The organism is Novosphingobium sp., assembly GCF_040398825.1.
Taxonomy (GTDB): Bacteria; Pseudomonadota; Alphaproteobacteria; order Sphingomonadales; family Sphingomonadaceae; genus Novosphingobium.
Genome location: NZ_JBBATI010000014.1, coordinates 20,989 through 37,979 on the forward strand (window position 1 = coordinate 20,989; position 16,991 = coordinate 37,979).

The following is a 16,991-nucleotide window of genomic DNA, read 5'->3' on the forward strand; positions in this document are numbered from 1 at the left end:
TATGCCGGTCGTGTTGATCACAGGCTGCAGTTCGGGCTTTGGCGAGGCAATGGCGCTGGGCTTTGCCGAGCGCGGGTTTCAGGTGGTGGCGACCATGCGCAAACCCACATCCGCACCGGCCAGCCTGACCGAACTGGCGGCGGCCAGGCCCGATGACGTCATGCTCACCGCGCTCGATGTGACCGATGCCGACATGCGCAAAGGCGTGATCGACACGGTCAACGCACGCTTTGGCCGCATCGATGTGCTGATCAACAATGCCGGCGTCGGGTCGCGCGGGGCGTTTGAGGATACGCCCGATGCGCAGTTGCGGATGATGTTTGAAACCAATCTGTTCGGCCCGCTCGATCTGATCCGGCTGGTGTTACCGCTGATGCGCGCGCAAGGGTCGGGGCGGATCATCAACGTGACCTCGGTCGCGGCGATGATCAAAACCCCGTTCATGAGCGCCTATTGCGCCAGCAAGCATGCGCTGGACGCCGCAACCGCGGCACTGAACATCGAAACCCGCGGAACTGGTGTGCGGGTCGTCAGTGTGGTGCCCGGGCCGTTCAAGACCGCCCTGCCGCAAAACTCGCTCGATCGCGCGGCCAGCGCGCCCTATGCCGCGATCGCGGAAACCTTTAACCGCAACTTTGACGGCCTGGAGGCTGGCGCCCCGACCGACGTGACCCCGGTCGTGCTGGCTGCGCTGGCGGCCGCCACCGATGCCGAGCCGCTGTTGCGTTATACCGCGGGCACGGAACCGGTGAAAATCCTGCCGCCGATCCTGCAGGCGCTGGCCCCGCTGGAAAAAATCGGGCTGCATCTGACCGGGCAGGATTGATTGTGCAGGGCGGTGCGCCGGGCCTGCTTCGGCGCGAATTGCTTGCCGGTTCGCTGGCCGGCGCGGCGGGGCTGGTTGCTGCACCCGGGTGCGCCGCCACGCCACGACCCGGCCGTTTCGATCGTGCTGCCTATGATCGCTATGTCGCGCTGATGAACGCGGGCGATCCGCATGTCGTGGATTTCTATGCTGATGACGTCAAATTCGTCATGGGCATCCGGGGCAGGGCGGCAGTGCGCGATTTTTACGCGCGGCACCGCCCCTATGTGCGTGAATCCCTCGAAGTCTTGTTCTTTTGTGCGGATGCCACGGGTGCCGCGGCCGAGGTGCACAGCACCCTGCGCTGTCTGAAGGATTGCGACGACAGCAGCGTGTTTGGCCGCGCGTTGCGGGCGGGTGAGGTCATGCGAACCCACGGTTACCTGCTTTACGTGCTGAACCCGCAAGGCCTGATTGTCGAGGTCAAAGGACCGCCGCCCGAAGTGCTGCAACCGTGGCAGATCGAGGCGGGCTAGCGCGCGTCAGTGCGCGCCGGGCATGGTGCCCGTCGCGCCCGTCTGGGTCGATCCGCGCCGCCCGCTGATCGCCGCAACCGCTGCGGCAACCAGACAGGCAATCCCCAGCATCTGCAAGGTCGCGGGCAGGTTGCCGCCATTGTGCGCGCGCAGGAATGCCACCGCCTGGCTGCTGAGCGGCTGGCCCAGCCACCACCCGCTCATGAACAGGCCGGTCCCGCGCCCGCGCACCGCGAACGGCAGGCGGGCCATCGCCCACACCACCAGCGCGGGCAGCAACATGCCCGAACCGATCTGGTTGATGATCAGCCAGGCGGTAAACGACACCGGCGTGGCAGCGTGGTTCATCAGGATATACGACAGACCCAGCAGGCCGAACGCGATCATCAATTGCGCCGGGGTCATCAGCCGCGCGGTAAAGCGCCGATACAGCAGCGTACCGCCCGCCACCGACAGCCCGGCCAGACCGCTGAACAGCCCCAGCGCGCTGGTCGACCGGATGGCATAATAATCGCTCAGCATGTTGCTCACCTGGATCTGCATGGGGAAAAACATGGTGCCGCCAAACACCGCCAGAACCGAAATCGGCACGATCGTCGCCCAGGGAAAGGGCGCGTCAGGGGCGGCGGCATGCGCAACCGGTTCATCATGGCGACGCGGTTCCCAGGTCCACAGCAGCAGGCCGATCGCGAAAACAATGCTGAACCCATAGGCGGCAAATGCCCCGCGCCACCCGAAAGTGCCCAGTGCGCCGCCCAGCAAGGCCAGGAAGATCGACGAAATCGACGCGACCGCAGTCTGGTTGGCCAGCCATTTTTCGCGTTCGCGCCCGTGAAAATAATCGCCGATCAGCGTCGTGCTGGAAATCACGATCAGCGCTTCCATCGCGCCCAGCACCGCGCGGCTGATGATGATTGCGGTCAGGCTTTGCAGAAAGATCGGCATGATGCCGACGAACGTATAGACCACCAGCGCGCTGATGCAGGTGGTGCGCCGGCCAAAGAAATCCACCACCACGCCCGCCACCGGCGACAGCACCGCGACACACAGCGCGGGCAGGGTCAGCATCAGCGGGACGAGGTATTCGACGCCGGGCACGTCATGGAAATGCGCCATCATGCCCGGCAGCACCGGCACCAGCACGATCAGCCCCATCACCGCCATCGTGATCGGCAGCAGCAGCAGGACCCCCTGCAAAGTGCCGGCGTGGCGTTCGGTGACGGTCATTGGCCAGGTTTCCCGCAGTGCAAGGTGGTTTCAACACCGCGTCCTACCGCAACGCTGCTGCGCGAGTTAGGTGTCACCTTTGCGCCGGGGGCAAGACTTTGCCCGATCAATCCGCCGTCCAGCCGCCGTCCACCACCAGGCTGGTGCCGGTCATCAGTGCCGACGCATCCGACGCCAGGAACAGCACCGCACCCATCAGATCGGTGACCTCGCCCAACCGGCCCAGCTTGATCCTGTCCAGCACGCTGGCCTTGAACGCCGCGTCCTGAAAAAACGGCCGGGTCAGCGGTGTATCGATAAAGGTCGGTGCGATCGTGTTGGACCGGATGCCATGCGCGGCAAGGTCGAGCGCAAACGCCTTGTTCATACCCTCCAGCGCCCATTTCGATGCGCAATAGAGCGATCGGTTGGCCCCGCCGACATGGCCCATTTGCGATCCCATGTGGATCAGCGAACCGGCCACCCCTTGCGCGATCATCGCCAGCGCGGCGGCCTGCGCGACGAAAAATGCCGCCCTGACGTTCAGGCCGATCACCGCGTCGAAATCGTCCGGGGTGACATCGGTCATCGGTTTGGGGCGGTTGGTGCCGGCGTTGTTGAGCACGATGTGGAACGCGGGCCGCGTCGCGAAAAAATGCTGCACGGCGTCCAGGTCGGCCACATTGAGCACGGTTGCGCTGGCCTGCCCACCGCCAGCAACGATTTGCGCCGCCACCGCTTCGATCTCATCGCGGGTGCGGGCAACCAGTGTGACCGTCGCCCCGGCCTGCGCCAGTGCGGCGGCACCGGCCAGCCCGATTCCGCGCCCGGCACCGGTGACCAGCGCACGCCGGTGATCCAGCCGGAAACTGGGTGTGACCGGCAATGTCATGATGCGCCGTGCGGCATGGCTTTGCCAGCATAGGGAACATTGCGATGGCCATAGCGACGCACGCGGATATTGGCCTGTTCGCCGTGGCCGGCGAAACCTTCGAGCGCGCACAGCCGGCTGCAATATTCGCCGATCATGGCCGATGCCTCATCGGTCAGCACGCGTTGATAGGTGCAGGTTTTCAGGAATTTGCCGACCCACAGCCCGCCGGTATAGCGCGCGGCCTTGCGCGTCGGCAGCGTGTGGTTGGTGCCGATCACTTTGTCGCCAAACGACACATTGGTGCGCGCGCCCAGAAACAGCGCACCATAATTGGTCATATTGGCCAGGAAATAGTCGGGGTCGGCGGTCATCACCTGCACATGTTCCGACGCGATTTCGTCGGCAATGCGCACCATTTCGGCATCGTCGTCGGCCACGATCACTTCGCCGAAATTTTCCCACGCAGCCCGCGCAATATCGGCAGTGGGCAGGATTTGCAGCAGCCGTTCGACCCAGGCGATGGTATCCTGCGCCAGCTTTTCGGATGTGGTCAGCAGCACGGCCGGGCTGTCCGGCCCATGTTCGGCCTGGCCCAGCAGATCGGTGGCGGCCAGTTCGCCGTCGCAGCCGATCTCGTCGGCGATCACCAGCGTTTCGGTTGGCCCGGCAAACAGGTCGATGCCCACACGGCCGAACAATTGCCGCTTGGCCTCTGCCACAAACGCGTTGCCCGGCCCGACCAGGATATCGACGGGATCGATCGATTGCGTGCCCAGTCCCATCGCTGCGACCGCCTGAATCCCGCCCAGGCAGTAAATTTCGTCAGCCCCTGCCATAGCCTGCGCAGCGACGATGGCCGGGGCAGGCTTGCCGCCAAACGGCGGGGCGCAGGTCACCACGCGCGGCACGCCCGCGACCTTGGCGGTGATCACCGACATATGGGCAGAGGCCAGCAGCGGATATTTGCCACCGGGAACATAGCAACCGGCGGCGTTGAGCGGCAGGTTGCGATGACCCAGCACCACGCCGGGCAGGGTTTCGACCTCGACATCACGCATGCTGTCGCGCTGGATCTGCGCGAAGTTGCGCACTTGTGCCTGTGCAAAGGTGATGTCGGTGATGTCCTGCGGGGAAAGTGTGTCGATGCAGGCCTGGATTTCGGCATCGCTGAGCCGGTAGCTGTCACGATCCCACTGGTCGAAACGGATCGACAGATCGCGCACCGCGGCATCGCCGCGCGCCTCGATATCGGCCAGAATGGCTTCGACCGTATCGCGCACCTGGCGGTTGGTGGCGGCCCTGGCCTCTGCCGTAGCGCCGCGTTTGAGATAGCGAGCCATGCAATGTTCTCCTGAAAATTCAATGAATGCTTTGCCACTTCCGGCCAGGTGGATCGCGTCGCAGAACGATTGCCCGCTCGATCGCGAACGAGGCGCCGGTGCGATACCGGTCGCTGCAGCTGTATCCCAACCGGCTTATGCGCGCGTGCCGATCCCGGTTAGGTGCAAAAATTGTCTGGCTACCGCGCGAGCGCCGGACCCAATTGTGGCACCTATCTTTGCCGGCCGTTCGGTGGGATGAATCGTGGCGATCCACTGACGGTATGCGCAAATGACGACATGCCGGAAACCTTCGAAAGGCAAAAAGGCCGTGAAAGTGCATATTTCAACCCGGATTTCGGGCGCATTGGCAGCATTGCTGTTTGTAACCGCCATACCCCATGCGTCGGCGCACCATTCCGCAGCCGTGTTCGACATGACAAAGCAGATCACCGTTTCCGGCACTGTTGAAAAGTGGCTGTGGGCCAACCCGCATTCCTGGCTGTATATTCGTGTTGCCAAACCCGACGGCACCCAGGAAATCTGGGGGCTGGAAGGTGGCAGCACGGGCATGCTGGCGCGCGGTGGCTGGAATGCGGCCGACATGAAGCCGGGCGACAAAGTCACCTGCTCTGCAAACCCCGATCGTCATGGCAATCACATCGGATTGCTGGGTGATGTGCATCTGGCAAACGGCCGCGTGCTGAAGGCTGCGGCCGGTGCGCCGCCGCCGGGCCTGCTCGGCCCAGGTGGCCCGCCGCACCCCCGTTGATTGGCCCCGTTGCTTGTTGACGCCGCCCGAAGACACATTGCAAAAACCGTGGAAATCGCATCATGAAAAATCGCAAAATAGTGCTGGCGATCGCGCTTGGTTCGGCCATGCTGGCCATGCCGGCGGCCGCCGAAACAGCGGCGCCGGCGGCGCCGACCGGATCAACCTGGGCCGAAGTTACCAAACTGCCTGATTTCTTTTCGGGCAATTGGCAGAGTGTGACGTCGTTCCTGGATCACCCGGTCGATGCCCCCTATACGGATGAGGCGCAGGCCTATGTTTCGCGCTTCAAACCCATCAAGGACATCCCGTTTGCCGGCGCAACCTGCAAGACCCCGGGGATGCCGATCGTGCAACGCCTGGGTTCCCCGCTGAAGTTCTTTTACGAACCGGGCATGATTGCGATCTACATCGAAAATACCAGCATGACTCGCTTCATCCGGTTGAATTCGAAGCACCCCGATCGCCCCAATCCGACGTATCTGGGCGATTCTATCGGGCATTTTGAAGGCGATACGCTGGTTGTGGACAGTGTCGGCTTTGCCGATATCCTGACGCAATATGGCGATTTGCCCGGCCAGGGCAAAGGCATGTTCATCCTTCCCCCGGAATCGATTTTTGGCCCGCACGGACCCAATATGCGGATGGTTGAGCGCATCCGGCTGGTCGATGCCGACACGCTGGAAGACCAGCTGACGATCTATGACGATACCATCTGGAAAAAGCCCTACGTTTCCAGCCCGGTGCAGATTTTCAAACGCAACCGCGGTGAGGAAGGCATTCCCCACGAATGGGTGTGCAGCACCGCCAATATCCTGGCGTTTGATCCGATCCAGGACAAGACCATCGAAGAAGACCCCGCCGTCGTCCTCAAGCGACTGAAAGAAAACGACAATCACTAGGAATGTGATCCAGACGTCATGCTGGCGTCCGGATTGTTCCTGATTGTCATAAAGATGCTGCGGGGAGGGTACGATGAATCGCAAAATGAAATTGCTGGCCGGTATTGTCGGGGCGTGTTTGTTGACGACCGCCGTCGGGGCTCATGCCCAGGCAGCAGCCCAAAGCGCCGCTGCCCCAGCGTACAAACCCACGGTCGATGATTGGGTCGGGGTCAATGATGCGGTCGACAACTATACCCTGGGGCTGGAACTTCACGATCCGGCGCGGTTTGACCGGGCGTTCTGGCCCGAAGCACAGATAATCGCCGTGCCCGAACCTGGCCTGCGTTTTGCGATGCCCTATCGGCAGGCAGAAGCTGGCCCACCGCCACCGGGAGCCATGCCGCCCCCCGGTACGCCGATGCCACCACCCGGAATGCCCATGCCGCCCCCCGGCGCACCAATGCCGCCCCCCGGCGCACCAATGCCGCCGCCGGGAATGTCCATGCCGCCGCCGGGAATGCATCTTCCGGCACCCGGTGGGGTCAATGCGATCGGCAATGGCAATCCGCCCTGGCATCTGGCGCTGAGCCATCACTTTGAATTTCAAAGCGCGACCCGCGCCACGCATTATGGCTATTTCATGAGCGTGTATCCGGATCTCAAGACGAAGCAGACCGTGGTCGGCCTGCCCGGGCACTACGATGACGTTCTGGAAAAGCGCAACGGCGAATGGCGCATTCTGCAGCGCACGACGGTGATCGGCGTCAAGTAGGCACTGGTTGCAACCCCTGGCGAACCTGCGGGATCGCCGGGGGGGGCAGGCACGGCAGACTGGCGGACGGAGGACATCACCGTCCTGATCAAAATCAGATCATGAATACCGTACGCGGTCCCGCGGTGTCCGACCACATGGCGGCAACATCGGCCAGCGGCACTGCGCGGATGGGCAATTGCAATCCGCCGGTGGCGGCCAGTTGCAGGACTTCGCCGATCCGTTCGAGCAGCCGGGCGTTTGACACGCTGCCCAATCCACTCCCCATCAGGACAAGGCCCGAGGACCGCAGGATGGCACCCGGCAGGCTGATTTCCAGCCCGCTGGCGGTGCCGATCTGCACAAAGCGGATCGGTTTGCCCGGCCGCGCTGCCCTTGCCGCCGCCCTAAGCAGGGTGAGTGCGCTTGGCCCCCACAGGTAGTCGAGCACGACATCCACCCCGCCGGCAAACAGCGCTTCAAAGCGCGTCGCCATGGTTTGCGGATCAGCGTCCAGCGCGATGGTTTCGTCCGCCCCAAGGGTGGTCAAGTGTTCCAGCACCGCCCGATTTCTGCCCGTGGCAACGATCCGTCCGGCCCCCAGCGCCCGGGCGATCTGCACCGCCAACTGGCCGGATGCACCGGTGGCGCCATTGATCAGCACGGCCTCACCCGGCTGAAATTGCGCGCGATCTTTCAACGCAGCCATCGATGACATGCCGGGATTGGCCAGCGCAGCCGCCATGGCATTGTCGAGCCCGGCCGGGACCGGTGTGCAGCGATCGGCCGCCACCACGGTCTGTTCGGCCATCGCGCCAAAGGGATCGCGCGGCAGCGAGAAATAGACCCGGTCCCCGGACGGGGTTCGCCCGACCCCGTCCACACCCGGGATCAACGGATAGAGCCCGGCCGCGCTGTAATGGTGCCCGGCAGCGCGCGCGCGCACCAGCGGGTAAAGCGCGGCAGCAGCGACGGTGATCAGCAATTCCCCGGCGTGCGCGACCGGAGCGGCGTGATCGGCATAGATCGGGGTGTTGCCGGCAGCTGCAACCAGGGCGGATTTCATAGTTCGATACCCTCTCGATCGCGCCACGTGCCCGAACCCATAAACACGCATAGCCGGGCTCGACGCCCGGCTATGCGTGCCACTCAAACGATCAAACCGGTCAATATTTGACGTTCAGGATCAAGCCGAAAGTGCGCGGGTCGCTGAGCGTGTTCTGCGACACCACCACAATCGGCTGGCTGTCGGTCGGGCCCTTGAGCACGGTCGCGACGTTCCAGTTGTCGGGGAGATAGCGCTTGTTGGCCAGGTTGCGGGCATAGGCCGTGATCGACACGTTGGACCCCAGAACGAGGGTGCCATTAAGGTCGATCACCGCCGCATCAGGAACCCGGATATAGGGCGTGGCGCCGGGTGCAGCAATCGCCAGGAATGGCGGTACCGTGGGGTCCAATCCCGCCTGTGCCTTTGTAATGCGGGTGCTGTCATGGGCCGAAACATAGCGCACCGCCGCCCGCAGCATCAGCGCAGCATTTTCGCCCAGCACAACGCGGTGATCATAGGACGCGGTCAGACGGAACGGCGCAGATGGCGATACGGTATGATTGGAAAAGAACCTGTCATATGCGCCATAATCACCATAGCGGGCGTGGTTGTAAGAGGCATTGAGGCCAAAAGTGCCATTTTGCCATGGACGCGCCTCAACTTCGAGTTCGGCACCATAGACCTTTACCGGCGTGGTGATATTTTCAAAGATCCGGATCGGCCCGGGCGGTGCGACGTTGATCCCCGCGGTCTGATAGCCGGCGTAATTGTTGTAAAATGCTGCGACGTTGATCTGCAAGTGGTTGTCGAGGAAACGGTTTTTGGACCCGATTTCGTAGGATGTGAGCGTTTCGGCCTTCAGCACGATCGGCTTGGGCTGGCCGGTGGGGTCCTGGGTCAAAGCCTTGTCGCCCGGCGAAAAACCGGTCGAGATCGCTGCATACAGCAGATTGCGCGGGGTCAGATCGTGCTCGAGCCGGGCTTTATAGGTTATGTTGTCAAACGATGCCTTGCGGTCCGCCCCGGTAAGTGACTGCGTAATGCCGGTAAAGCTGGTGTAATTCTGGTCGATGGTAATCTGGGTATGATCATAACGGATGCCGGCGGTCAGTCGCGTGTCCGGCGCAAAGGCATACGTGCCCTCGGCAAACAGGCCCTCGGCCGTCGTGACCTTGTGGGTCGACGATTTGAAGATGTAGCTGCCGCCGGGCCCGAGATCGTAATTGAACAGGTTGTTGATTTCGCTCAGCGTGTTCCGGTAGTACATGCCACCGACCTGCCATTTGAACGCCGCGCCCGCATCGGTGTTGTGGAGGCGGATTTCATGCGTCATGAAATCATCGGGCGTGGTAATCACCGGATTGTCGATGTTGGTTGCGCCGGGGCCAGGTGGGGTGCGGATCACCGCCGTCGCGTTCTGATAGAACGTGCGAAAGGCCGGCACATAGGTCAGCGCGACCGATCCCAGATCAAGATTGAAATTGCCCCAGAACTGGCGGGAATGGTTGCGCCCGTTGCCGACGGCATTTTCGTTGAAAACAAAATCGGTGGGTGAGCTGCGCTGCGAAACCCCGGTACCGCCGGTGTGGGTGACGTTGTATTCCTGCGCATAGCCGAACAGCGCCGAAAAATTGTCGGTCGGCTTCCACAGCAGCTTGGCCCGGAAACTTGTGCTCTGGCGGGCATCGCCCAGTTTCGAATAATAGCCGTCACGTTCGAAATAGTTGCCCGAAACGCGCAGGGCCAGCTTGTCAGTGATGATCGGCAGGTTCACTTCGCCGACGAAGTGATACAAATTGTAGTTGCCGATCTCTCCCGTAGCTTTGACGCCAAACTTTTTGGTGTCGGGATCAATGGTATGAATGGCGACAACGCCGGCAGTCGCACTGCGGCCATAGAGCGTACCCTGCGGTCCGCGCAGCACTTCGACCTGGGCGATGTCATAGCCGCCACCGACACCGTTATAGACGTCATCGACATAAATGGCCGCAGCGGACGAGGTGGAGGTCGCGCTTCCGCCAACGCCGGAGTTGGACTGAACCCCGCGGATGACGAGGCCAGTCGCAGGGTTGTCGGTGCCACCGGCCAGTGATGTGTTGGTGGAACCAGAGGCGCCGCCGGAAATCCCGGGCACGTCTTCGAGGATGCTTTTCAGCTCGTAACGGCCTTCAAGCAGCAGCTGGTCACCGGGCCGCACGCTGATTGCCGCGGCGGTCTTCTGCGCCGTGTTGAACCGGCGTTCGGCCGTGACGATGATTTCCCTGATCGTGCTGTCATTCGTCGCTGGTGCAGCATTGGCAGGAGCAGCGCCGGCGGCATCATCGGCAAAGGCCGGTTGTGCGGCCAAGACGCAGCCCAACAGCGACGTCGACAACAGCAGGTGAATATGGCGCATTGTTTTTCCCTCCCCCATGACCGACTTGTGGCCGGTCGTTTGTGTCTTGAACCCGCAAAGGTCCGTGGTGCTGGTCTGCCAGGGGCGACGACAGCAATTGCCGAGCCCCCACGGCGTCGCAAAGCTGATCGCGAAACGCGCCTGACAGGCGACTATGTGGCTGCGACGCTAACGTGCGCTGGCAGACAAGATAGGTGCATCAATTTTTGCGTGCAGCATTTCGATCGGCGCCGGCGCGGCAGATGGCGCGGCCGGGGTGCTGTTCACCACCATCAGCCGCGCCATTCCGCCAAAGTTCAGTGGTTCTGCGCCTTGTCCTTGACGTTCAGTTCCAGCTTGCCGGTTACCGGATCAAGGTAATCGCGGTTGTCGGTGCACGCCCATTCCTGGGGTTCGTTGCGGCGTTCGATACCGCGCAGAAACCGCCGCGCGGGCAGCGCATAGGGCTGTTTGAACACGGTATCGTCGTACAGCGTGGTCTGAATTTCCAGCGTGTTGAAATCGACCAGGTGCATCCGTTCCACCAGCCGCAGATTGGGGCCGTGCGGGCCGAAGATCACCCCGGCAATCGGCGAATGATCACCCTGCGCCAGCGCACGCTGGTCGCGACCCAGCTGGAACACGGTATCGGGCGCAATCCCGGTGGTATCGACGACAAACGTATCGCCTTCCCAATGGCCGATCGATTCCCCCAGATAGGTGGGATTGGGCTGTTCACTGTGGGTGCGGCCGTCGGTATGGATGAACCGCGTCATGCCCGATGATTCAATATAGATCGCGACCATGCCGGGCGTCTGGAAAAACTTCATCGGCATGCCGCCGATGTTCTGCACAAACGGCATGCCCAGCGGCTTGCAATTGGTGAACGGGCTGTCTTCGGCCGGCTTGTATTGCTTGATATAGGCCTGTGCCGAGGCGGTGTAATCGGGCGTGGTGGAAAAATCGTCGGCGATCGGGCTGATCGATTGCCAGGTCCCCTGCCAGAAATCGGGCAGACGCGCGATCTCCTGCCAGCTTTGCGCCTGTTGTTCCGCCGTACGCGGCACGGCCGTGTCCTGCGCCAGCGCGGGCGCGGCGATCAGGACCAGTGCCCCCAGCGCGCAAGCGGCGTAACCGCGCAGGCGAAAGGCCGATGTTTTGCGCCGGGGCGCTGCCATGTCGATCATTTGTAGGGTTGTCCCTGCGGTTTGGTGGGCAAATGGCCGGGGCCGCCGGCAAGCGCCTGACCGGTCGATCCGGCCGGATCGGCCAGCACTTTGCCGTTGGTCAGAAACACTGTCTGCAGCGATCCGATGGGGGTGCCATCACGGCCGGGGTGAACATCGACGACCACTTTGTCGCCCACCTTGATATCGGCCGCGTTCCAGCCCCACCGGCTCATCATGTTGGGGCTTGATCCCACCAGCGCCCACTGTTCGGTCGTGCCATTGGCCCGTTTGACGATCACGATCAGCCAGGTATGCGGATTGGCCCAGGTAAATTCGCGTACCGTTCCCGACAGCGTGGTCAGTTTGCCCATGTCGAATTTTCCGAACGAATGGTGGGCGTTGGCGGTCTGGGTCCACACCGTTGCCAGCGCAACCAGTGCAAGTTTCCATGGCCGGGACAGGTGGCGCCGTGTGGTGTTCATGACATGCTCGCTTTCGGGTGATGGGGTGTCGGGTATGGTCATGTCTTGTGATCGCGCAGATGGCGGGGCCAGATCGCATAGCGGCCGGGTGACATGATGCCGTTGGGATCGACCGCGTCCTTGATCGTCCCCAGAAAGTCGCGCAACGCGTGGTCGTTGTACGAATAGGTGTCCATGATCATGTCATAAAACGCCGGCGCGGTGCGGTATTCGCCCCAGCCGTTGGCGGTGGCGATCGCCACCAGTTCACGGAAAATGCCCCGGATTTTGGCATTGACCAGCGGCGACCGGGTCACCGGCAGCCCGATCGCGAACAGGAACGCGCGTTCAAAGATCGATGACGGCACCGGCAGCGGCGGGCCGGGGATGTTGTATTTGCGCGCAATACCGGCAAACGCCGCCATCGCCGCGATTGCGGCCTCACCCGTGCGGGGGATGACCGGCGAAAAGAACACGTGGCCGACCACATCCTCACCATCAAATTCGTGCATCGGGCCAAGATCGAATGTTTTCAATGTCGGAATGCCAAACGGCCCCAGGTCGCGCGTGGCGCGCTGGGTTTCGACCGGCAGGGGCAGGGTCTGAATGGGGTTCAGCCGGAATTGCGCGCCGGGGATTGCGGCCATCGCATCGCACATGCATTCCCACTGCGCCGCGATCAGCTTTTGGGGGCCATAAAGGTTGAATTCGCAGGCCCAGAACGGCAGGCCCATCGCGGTGCCGACCGTTTCCAGCCTGGCCATGTCGGCGCCGGACGGATCGTTCAGGATCGCCATGATTGTGGGGCTGGGCGGTGCGGGCGGGCCGGCTTCGTGCGCGGCGTTGCCGGGGGTGCCGGTGATCGGGCTCGACAGGTTCCACAGGCCCTGCACGATTTTGGCTTGTTCCAGCCGGCCGATGATGTCGATCAGCGGGATGATGTCGCGATGTCGGGGCACGGTTACCACACCGGTCGCGTGGGCGTCGGGCGCGGGCATCAGCCAGATGCCCATCTTGGTGACCACGCCATAGTTCGATTGTTTGAACAGCCCATCGATGCGCGGGCCAAAGCCGGGCTTGAACTGCTGCCAGGTTTTGGCGCCTGGCATCGCGCCCATGCCGGTGCGCATCATCCGACCATCGGGCAGCACGACCTCCAGCCCGCACTGCGCCTCAAAATGGTTGCGATAGGGCGCCATGGTAACCCCCACGCCGCCATCCAGCGCATTGCCCATCACGCTGCCCCAACCGGGACTGGGGCAATCGATCCACAGCTTCAGACCCTTGGCCTGGATATGGTTGTACAGGTCAAAATAGCTGACGCCGGGTTCGACCACGGCATAGCCGTTGCGTTCGTCAATCTCGACGATCCGGTTCATCCGTTTCAGATCGAGCACCACGCTGCCGGCCAGTGCCGGGGCGGCGCCGCCATAACCCAGGTTCTTGCCGGTCGAAATCGGGTAGATCGGGATGCGGTAACGGTTGGCCACTTTGACCAGATCGACCACTTGTTCCGCCGTGTCGGGCGCCACCGCGGCAGAGGCCGTGCGTTCGTCCGCTTCGCCCCACATGATCGAATAGGAATCGCGGTAAAGGTCCAGATCCGCTTCGGTGGTGAACACCCATTGGTCACCGACAATGCGCGCGAACGCGGTCAGTGCAGCGGCGAAATCCGCCACGCTGACCTGTGGTGGCGGGATCATGCCGAAATCTCCGCAACAGCCGCACGCAAGGGGCGATCAGCCGGTTTGTGCATGGCCCAAAGGTGGATCAGGCCATCGCCCCGCGCTGGCCGATAGGCGCGGAACTGTGCGGGTGTGCCAGCACTGGCAGGCAGGTTCCCGTCTACCAGCGCGGCCAGATCATGGAGGACGGCGACATCGCTGGTCGCGCGCTGGCTGCGCGCGGTCAGGCGAAAGCCGTGATCCCACGCCATCCGTTCCAGGCAAAACAGCGTCGCGCCCGAACTGATGCCGATGATCGCGGATGCCTGGCCCAGCATGCGCCCCAGATCATCACAGTCTGCGGCATCAAGCCGGACCGTCCGTCGCGGCAAACGCGGGTTGCGGCTTTGCACCAGCGCCGCCAGTTGGCCGGGTAGTGCCAGCGTCGCGTCGATCAGCAGGGCATCGATCGGGCGCGCGAACGTTTCGGCGCTTACCGTGACCGCGCGGGCATCGTCACCGTGCACGATTGCCACCGTGGCAAAGGCCGCGCCTGATGCCAGGACGGTTCGTCTGGACGGCATGTGCCGGTTACTCCCCACCGGTGGCGCGTGCCGGGCGTCGATGGTTGCGGAGTGACCTCGGCGTCAGATAGGTGCCCAGCCGGTCCAGTTCGGCATCGCTGATTTCGGTCTTGCGAAACGATGGCATGAACGACACGCCATGGCGCACCACCTGGCTGATATATTCGGGCGAAAGGTCGCTGCGCCGGTTCAGGATGGCGGGCAGCGATCCGTGGTATTTGCGTTCCAGCGCCATGCTGCCCGGGCCCCCGGCAGTGCTGTGGCAATCGCTGCACCATTTGCCATAGACCGCAGCGCCGGCGTCAGGCGCAGCGTCGGCCACCGGCGCGCCCGTGGCGGCACCGGTTTGCATGCTGGCGATGCATCCCAGCAGCAGCGCCGACGGCCAGACTTGCATTCGCTTTATTCGATGTCCTGCATGCGTCCGGTCGCAATGCCGGACCGTTCGGTAACAAACGGCGAAGGGACCACCCGGCGCGCCAGCTGCGAACCTGCAAAAACCCTCTGCCAGCGACGGTAACAGCACCGCCCGTGCAACATAGGTGCATGAATTGCCTGCAACCTCCATCGGTGTGCGATGGGGCGCCGCGCGCCTGTGGTGCGCCAGCCACGCGCCCTGGCAAGATCGGCGCAGATCACGATACGCTGGCGCCAAATTGCCCGGATTGGGGGCTTGTTAGGCTCTTGGGAATCTGACTATATAGTTCGATATTGACGGTTCGGTCATATTCGGCAGTGGTCATCGCCGCAATTCCGGCGTCCCCGTGAATGGCCCCCTCGCGCAAAAGGTATTGCAATGTCCCCCGAACAAGACGTCATCATTGCCGGCGGTGGGCCAGTGGGTTTTTGCCTGGCACTGCTGCTGGCGCGCGCCGGGCGCAGCGTCACGATCGTCGAACGGCACGCGGCGATCTATCCGTTGCCGCGCGCGATCGCGTTTGATCACGAGGTTGCCCGCATCCTCAATCTGCTGGGCCTGATGGGGCCGATGGCGCCGTTTCTGTCGTCGCCGGGCAAATACCAATGGCGCAGCGCCAAGGGCGAAACGCTGTTCGTGCTCGACTGGACCGAACAAAGCTTTAGCGGGTTTCGCACCAGCTATATTTTCAGCCAGCCGCAGCTGGAACAGGTGCTTAATGCGGCGGCGGCGGCAGAACCGTTGATCACGGTCCATCGTGGCTATGAAGTGACCGGGTTTCAGCAGGACGACCATGGTGTCAGTGTTTCGGCCCAACGCTTTCCCGATGCGGACGGGCAGCTTGGCTTGCGCGGCGGTTATCTGGTGGGCGCGGATGGCGCCAACGGCCCGGTACGCGCCGGGATCGGCGCGTCGCTGATCGATCTGGGGTTCAAGGCCGACTGGCTGGTGGTCGATGTCCTGCCGTTGCCGGGACAGCGGCTGCCCTATGATGACGATCTGGCCGTGCAGATCTGCGATCCGTTGCGGCCGACAACGATGGTGCCGGGCGGGCCCGGGCGCCGGCGCTGGGAATTCATGGCGCTGGAGGGCGAAACGCTGGCCGATCTCAATTCGGTCGAGCGCGCCTGGCAATTGCTCGCCCCCTTTGGCCTGACACCCGCCAATGCGATCCTGGAACGCCACGCGGTCTATACCTTTCGCGGCGCGGTGGCAGACCTCTGGCGGCAGGGGCGGGTGTTTATCGCGGGCGATGCCGCGCACCTGACGCCGCCCTTTGCCGGGCAGGGGCTGTGCGCCGGTTTTCGCGATGCGGCAGCACTGGCCTGGCGGATCGACCTGGCGGTGCGCGGTCTGGCGAGCGAACCCATGCTCGACAGTTACGGCACCGAACGCGCTGATCATGCGCGGGCGTGGGTGATGAATGCGATCGAATTGGGCAAAGTGATTTGCGTGCTCGACCCGGCCGCCGCCGCGGCACGCGATGCCGGCATGATGGCTGCGCGCGCCGCCGGTGCCCCGCCGCCATCGTCCGGGATATTGCCGTTACTCGGCCCCGGCATGACCCTGCCCGATCAGGCAGGCGGCACGCTGGGCCATGGTGGTGCCCTGGCGCGCGATGGAAACCTTGCGCATATCGACGATCTGGTCGGCAGCGGCTTTCAACTGGTGTCGCGATTGGGGGACCCGGCGGCGATGCTTTCGCCTGAATCCGCGGCGCTGTTCGCGGCGCTGCGCGGGGTCAGCGTCGATGTGTCCCCGGGCTCGGTGATCACCGATACAGCTGGCGTGTTCACCCGCTGGTTTGCAGAGCTCGGCGCCGATACCGTGCTGGTGCGGCCCGATTTCTATGTGTTCGGCGCCGCATCGGGACGCGCTGGCGCGGAAACGTTGCTTCAGGCGCTGCGCGGCTTTGTGGCGGTGCCGGACGTCGCATCGGCGTGACAGCGGCTGCCATTCGGGCAGCGTGTTCCATTCGACTGATACCTCTGCCCACCCGTTTCGCCATGCCGCTTTGTCGCCCCGGGTAATCCGCTGCGTGGTTTTGATGCACGTGCGGTTTCCACTGGCATGACGACGCCCGGCTCGCCCAACGCGAATTGGCATGGCATGGTCCTGCGCGGCGC

16 protein-coding genes are annotated in these 16,991 nt (G+C 63.2%); 6 read left to right on the forward strand and 10 right to left on the reverse strand.

Features of this window, described 5'->3' with window-relative positions; genetic code table 11:
* Position 1: 1 nt before the first annotated feature.
* Positions 2 to 826, forward strand: coding sequence for an SDR family oxidoreductase (locus ABWP89_RS08975; RefSeq protein ID WP_353228735.1), 825 nt, complete (start codon positions 2 to 4; stop codon positions 824 to 826).
* Between the two features lie 2 nt (positions 827 to 828).
* Positions 829 to 1,341 (forward strand): nuclear transport factor 2 family protein, encoded by a 513-nt coding sequence (locus tag ABWP89_RS08980; RefSeq protein WP_353228736.1) that lies wholly within the window; start codon positions 829 to 831, stop codon positions 1,339 to 1,341.
* A 6-nt stretch (positions 1,342 to 1,347) separates the two neighbouring features.
* Here the strand turns inward: ABWP89_RS08980 and ABWP89_RS08985 are convergent, their stop codons facing one another.
* From ABWP89_RS08985 to hisD, 3 genes are all read right to left on the reverse strand, one after another.
* On the reverse strand, positions 1,348 to 2,568 hold the full coding sequence (locus tag ABWP89_RS08985; protein ID WP_353228737.1) for an MFS transporter: 1,221 nt from the start codon (positions 2,566 to 2,568) through the stop codon (positions 1,348 to 1,350).
* A gap of 106 nt (positions 2,569 to 2,674) precedes the next feature.
* Positions 2,675 to 3,439, reverse strand: a complete 765-nt coding sequence (locus ABWP89_RS08990; protein WP_353228739.1) for an SDR family NAD(P)-dependent oxidoreductase — start codon at positions 3,437 to 3,439, stop codon at positions 2,675 to 2,677.
* Complete coding sequence (gene hisD, locus ABWP89_RS08995; protein WP_353228741.1) at positions 3,436 to 4,761, reverse strand: histidinol dehydrogenase; 1,326 nt, start codon at positions 4,759 to 4,761, stop codon at positions 3,436 to 3,438. Before hisD ends, ABWP89_RS08990 begins: the two co-directional genes overlap by 4 nt.
* Before the next feature lie 316 nt (positions 4,762 to 5,077).
* Here hisD and ABWP89_RS09000 point away from each other — a divergent pair, with 316 nt between their 5' ends.
* The 3 genes from ABWP89_RS09000 (at position 5,078) to ABWP89_RS09010 (ending at position 7,168) form a co-directional block, all read left to right on the forward strand.
* The gene (locus ABWP89_RS09000) at positions 5,078 to 5,512 is read left to right on the forward strand and encodes a DUF6152 family protein (RefSeq protein ID WP_353228742.1); all 435 of its coding nucleotides are present in this window, start codon (positions 5,078 to 5,080) and stop codon (positions 5,510 to 5,512) included.
* 62 nt (positions 5,513 to 5,574) lie between these two features.
* Positions 5,575 to 6,414, forward strand: coding sequence for a hypothetical protein (locus tag ABWP89_RS09005; protein ID WP_353228744.1), 840 nt, complete (start codon positions 5,575 to 5,577; stop codon positions 6,412 to 6,414).
* A gap of 73 nt (positions 6,415 to 6,487) precedes the next feature.
* Positions 6,488 to 7,168: a nuclear transport factor 2 family protein gene (locus ABWP89_RS09010; protein WP_353228745.1), complete on the forward strand. Its 681-nt coding sequence runs from the start codon at positions 6,488 to 6,490 to the stop codon at positions 7,166 to 7,168.
* Positions 7,169 to 7,262: 94 nt separating this feature from the next.
* On the opposite strand, the gene ABWP89_RS09015 is transcribed toward ABWP89_RS09010, so the two are convergent.
* From ABWP89_RS09015 to ABWP89_RS09045, 7 genes are all read right to left on the reverse strand, one after another.
* The gene (locus tag ABWP89_RS09015; protein ID WP_353228746.1) at positions 7,263 to 8,213 is read right to left on the reverse strand and encodes a quinone oxidoreductase family protein; all 951 of its coding nucleotides are present in this window, start codon (positions 8,211 to 8,213) and stop codon (positions 7,263 to 7,265) included.
* 100 nt (positions 8,214 to 8,313) lie between these two features.
* Positions 8,314 to 10,590 (reverse strand): TonB-dependent receptor, encoded by a 2,277-nt coding sequence (locus tag ABWP89_RS09020; protein ID WP_353228747.1) that lies wholly within the window; start codon positions 10,588 to 10,590, stop codon positions 8,314 to 8,316.
* A 296-nt stretch (positions 10,591 to 10,886) separates the two neighbouring features.
* Complete coding sequence (locus ABWP89_RS09025) at positions 10,887 to 11,756, reverse strand: hypothetical protein (RefSeq protein ID WP_353228748.1); 870 nt, start codon at positions 11,754 to 11,756, stop codon at positions 10,887 to 10,889.
* Positions 11,753 to 12,262 carry a DUF6152 family protein gene (locus tag ABWP89_RS09030; RefSeq protein ID WP_353228749.1) on the reverse strand — a complete coding sequence of 170 codons (510 nt, stop codon included), beginning with the start codon at positions 12,260 to 12,262 and terminating at the stop codon, positions 11,753 to 11,755. The genes ABWP89_RS09025 and ABWP89_RS09030 overlap by 4 nt, the downstream gene beginning before the upstream one ends.
* A complete protein-coding gene (locus ABWP89_RS09035; RefSeq protein WP_353228750.1) occupies positions 12,259 to 13,902 on the reverse strand; it encodes an FAD-binding oxidoreductase in 1,644 nt (547 codons plus the stop codon). The genes ABWP89_RS09030 and ABWP89_RS09035 overlap by 4 nt, the downstream gene beginning before the upstream one ends.
* Positions 13,899 to 14,447 carry a hypothetical protein gene (locus ABWP89_RS09040; protein WP_353228752.1) on the reverse strand — a complete coding sequence of 183 codons (549 nt, stop codon included), beginning with the start codon at positions 14,445 to 14,447 and terminating at the stop codon, positions 13,899 to 13,901. Before ABWP89_RS09040 ends, ABWP89_RS09035 begins: the two co-directional genes overlap by 4 nt.
* A gap of 7 nt (positions 14,448 to 14,454) precedes the next feature.
* Positions 14,455 to 14,844, reverse strand: a complete 390-nt coding sequence (locus ABWP89_RS09045) for a c-type cytochrome (RefSeq protein WP_353228753.1) — start codon at positions 14,842 to 14,844, stop codon at positions 14,455 to 14,457.
* A gap of 399 nt (positions 14,845 to 15,243) precedes the next feature.
* Here ABWP89_RS09045 and mhpA point away from each other — a divergent pair, with 399 nt between their 5' ends.
* Positions 15,244 to 16,809 (forward strand): bifunctional 3-(3-hydroxy-phenyl)propionate/3-hydroxycinnamic acid hydroxylase MhpA, encoded by a 1,566-nt coding sequence (gene mhpA / locus ABWP89_RS09050; RefSeq protein ID WP_353228755.1) that lies wholly within the window; start codon positions 15,244 to 15,246, stop codon positions 16,807 to 16,809.
* Positions 16,810 to 16,991 lie beyond the last annotated feature (182 nt).

What these genes read in the sequence shown, in the direction of transcription:
- ABWP89_RS08985 (WP_353228737.1), bottom strand. Translation starts at nt 2,568, where the DNA reads ATGACCGTCACCGAACGCCACGCCGGCACTTTGCAGGGGGTCCTGCTG.
- ABWP89_RS09030 (WP_353228749.1), bottom strand. Translation starts at nt 12,262, where the DNA reads ATGACCATACCCGACACCCCATCACCCGAAAGCGAGCATGTCATGAAC.
- ABWP89_RS08975 (WP_353228735.1), top strand. Translation starts at nt 2, where the DNA reads ATGCCGGTCGTGTTGATCACAGGCTGCAGTTCGGGCTTTGGCGAGGCA.
- ABWP89_RS09005 (WP_353228744.1), top strand. Translation starts at nt 5,575, where the DNA reads ATGAAAAATCGCAAAATAGTGCTGGCGATCGCGCTTGGTTCGGCCATG.
- ABWP89_RS09020 (WP_353228747.1), bottom strand. Translation starts at nt 10,590, where the DNA reads ATGCGCCATATTCACCTGCTGTTGTCGACGTCGCTGTTGGGCTGCGTC.
- hisD (WP_353228741.1), bottom strand. Translation starts at nt 4,761, where the DNA reads ATGGCTCGCTATCTCAAACGCGGCGCTACGGCAGAGGCCAGGGCCGCC.
- ABWP89_RS09010 (WP_353228745.1), top strand. Translation starts at nt 6,488, where the DNA reads ATGAATCGCAAAATGAAATTGCTGGCCGGTATTGTCGGGGCGTGTTTG.
- ABWP89_RS09015 (WP_353228746.1), bottom strand. Translation starts at nt 8,213, where the DNA reads ATGAAATCCGCCCTGGTTGCAGCTGCCGGCAACACCCCGATCTATGCC.
- ABWP89_RS09040 (WP_353228752.1), bottom strand. Translation starts at nt 14,447, where the DNA reads ATGCCGTCCAGACGAACCGTCCTGGCATCAGGCGCGGCCTTTGCCACG.
- ABWP89_RS08990 (WP_353228739.1), bottom strand. Translation starts at nt 3,439, where the DNA reads ATGACATTGCCGGTCACACCCAGTTTCCGGCTGGATCACCGGCGTGCG.
- ABWP89_RS09025 (WP_353228748.1), bottom strand. Translation starts at nt 11,756, where the DNA reads ATGATCGACATGGCAGCGCCCCGGCGCAAAACATCGGCCTTTCGCCTG.
- ABWP89_RS09045 (WP_353228753.1), bottom strand. Translation starts at nt 14,844, where the DNA reads ATGCAAGTCTGGCCGTCGGCGCTGCTGCTGGGATGCATCGCCAGCATG.
- ABWP89_RS09035 (WP_353228750.1), bottom strand. Translation starts at nt 13,902, where the DNA reads ATGATCCCGCCACCACAGGTCAGCGTGGCGGATTTCGCCGCTGCACTG.
- mhpA (WP_353228755.1), top strand. Translation starts at nt 15,244, where the DNA reads ATGTCCCCCGAACAAGACGTCATCATTGCCGGCGGTGGGCCAGTGGGT.